This is a genomic window from Geobacillus sp. YHL, assembly GCF_022341265.1.
In the GTDB taxonomy this organism is placed as follows: domain Bacteria; phylum Bacillota; class Bacilli; order Bacillales; family Anoxybacillaceae; genus Geobacillus; species Geobacillus thermoleovorans.
The window spans coordinates 1-2,245 of sequence record NZ_JAEIGB010000043.1; the positions used below are offsets into that span (position 1 = coordinate 1).

Below are 2,245 nucleotides of genomic sequence, written 5' to 3' on the forward strand. Positions count from 1 at the left end.
TCCTCTCGATTGGAAATCCGGGATGGCCGCTGCTTTGTTTGAGTATGCCCAAATTTATGGAAGGCGTATGTATAATTTTGGATAATCAACACTCGTGAAGACTAATATATTTTTCATTATACTATCCCTCTCTCGAAGCATCTTCTTGTACTTTATAGAGTAAAGGATATAGATAATCAACGACAGGCTTTTTATTTATTTTAGAAAAATCAGCACATTTTTTCTTTTCAATGAACTGAAGTGATTGAAATTCACTTTGTTTAGAAGATTTTAGTATTTCGAATCTTCTTTGAAGTTCATCTTTTGTCAAGGAAATATTCACATAGAAAATAATAGCTACAAAATTATTATCTCCCCCGGTTTTTATATATTTGGGAATCACTTTGTGATAGTCGATTCCTTGCTCAATTCCAAGCTCCTCAGCTAGCTCACTTACAATATTACCCTCGAAATCTACAATTCTTCCTTTGATATCACTTTTATCAATTCCTCCACCTGGACACTGTAATCTTCTAGGTGTAGATGTGTGACTTCCCATTTCTCCAATGACTAAATAACCATCAACTGTTTCGACTAAAGCCGAAGTAAAGACTACCATACATTCCCGCGTTAATCTACCTGGGTTATTTATTGTATACATGTAATGAGCATAGTCAGTTAATGATAAATTAATATTTAATTCATTATGACTATTACTAATATCTAAAATAGTAAATACAGCCCCCCTAATAAGTGGACGTCCATCGTTAATAAGTTTTTCCCAATATTCATTAATTTCCCTTTTATCTCGTTCATTTAGTTCAATTGTTTCTCCATGATAAAATGCGGTTATTTTACTCTTAATATTTTGAATAATAACTTTAGACATTAATAAGCGCCCTCTTTCCTTTAATTGCTGCAATTATATTTTCCATTGCTATACTTGCGCTTTCTCTGATAAGAATATCGTCTGCCTCCAATGACTCTAATGGATAAGGAATAAATTCTTCATCTTCAGAATATCCTTCAGGGTCTATATAAATAATTTTTAATCCCTTTTTTCTGGCAGCAGCTCTTACTTTCCTTCTATCTGCGTGACTTCCTACTACTATTAATGATCTGGCATCAGGATGGAAATCTATCTCCGGTATAATATGAGTTTCTTCGAAACGCCTAATATATTTTTCTTTTAATCCGACTCTTGTCACCAAGCCATCAAAATTATTTGTGATGATAGGTCCAACAAGACAACCCATTTCCTCCAAAATTTTCAACCCTTTATAAAATGGAGTTGGCTCTGAAATAAAGCATTTTAAATACATTTCCACCATATTAATATATTTTCCCTCTGTATTGGATAATATTTCATAAAGTAATCGATCTTCTTTACTTCCTAAAATAAAAGTATGATCTTTTTTATTAGTTACATAGTACACATGATGTAAGAAATGAAGTGGTGGAATTCCAGCCTCAATTGATGGACCACATCCTATTTCAAACTGAGCAGGTAGATAATCTAGAATTTTTTGATACGATATTTCTTCAAACTTTTCACTTCTGACATCTTTTTTACGAATTCCTGAGTCCAAAATAGCCCAAGGTCTTGATTCAAACTCTTGGTCAATAGTATATGCTTTATTATGTATTGTAGCTTCCAATATTCTGTACGATTCAGGGAATGTTCTGCTTGATTTTATATCTTGCTCTTTTTGATTGAATAATTCGATTTTTAATAATAAATCTCCCTTCTCATAAAATGATAACCTTGGAGAGCTACTTAATAAATTCCATCCTCCCATTTCTAAACCAACTGATATAGATTTCTTATAATCTTCTAACTCATCTTCAGGAAAACATAAATGTAGCCATAGATAGGTGCTAACTAATGCAAGATGCCTATTTCCATTGCTGTCAGTTATCACATCATAATGATGTCGATAGTGCAGCATTCTTCTCCTAGCATCTAGATCGCTTTTCCATCCTGATTCTTCTTTATTTTCTTCATTTTGAGTTCTACGCCATAGACCCTCTTCAACTTTACGTTCATATTCGTTTGTCGGATTATTATAATATTTTTCCCATCTCTCAATTAGTTTTGGCGATAAATTGGAATAAACAATAAAAGGAAATTTCATAAAGCCCTCCTAAATCTCAAATAAAATAATATCAACCCGTGGTGCTAGTTGAGTGTCAGCGCTCAACCAGCCCTAGTGTGACCAAGGAATAAGCCAACAAGATGCCATCGAGTGCCACTTCAAACCCGACC

2 protein-coding genes are annotated in these 2,245 nt (G+C 33.4%); both read right to left on the reverse strand.

What is annotated here, in order from left to right; all coding sequences use genetic code 11:
• Nucleotides 1–121 precede the first annotated feature (121 nt).
• On the reverse strand, nt 122–868 hold the full coding sequence (locus tag JCR24_RS17405) for a hypothetical protein (protein ID WP_033026696.1): 747 nt from the start codon (nt 866–868) through the stop codon (nt 122–124).
• Nucleotides 861–2,114, reverse strand: a complete 1,254-nt coding sequence (locus JCR24_RS17410) for a hypothetical protein (RefSeq protein WP_033026699.1) — start codon at nt 2,112–2,114, stop codon at nt 861–863. The genes JCR24_RS17405 and JCR24_RS17410 overlap by 8 nt, the downstream gene beginning before the upstream one ends.
• Nucleotides 2,115–2,245: the final 131 nt, after the last annotated feature.

What these genes read in the sequence shown, in the direction of transcription:
- JCR24_RS17405 (WP_033026696.1), bottom strand. Translation starts at nt 868, where the DNA reads ATGTCTAAAGTTATTATTCAAAATATTAAGAGTAAAATAACCGCATTT.
- JCR24_RS17410 (WP_033026699.1), bottom strand. Translation starts at nt 2,114, where the DNA reads ATGAAATTTCCTTTTATTGTTTATTCCAATTTATCGCCAAAACTAATT.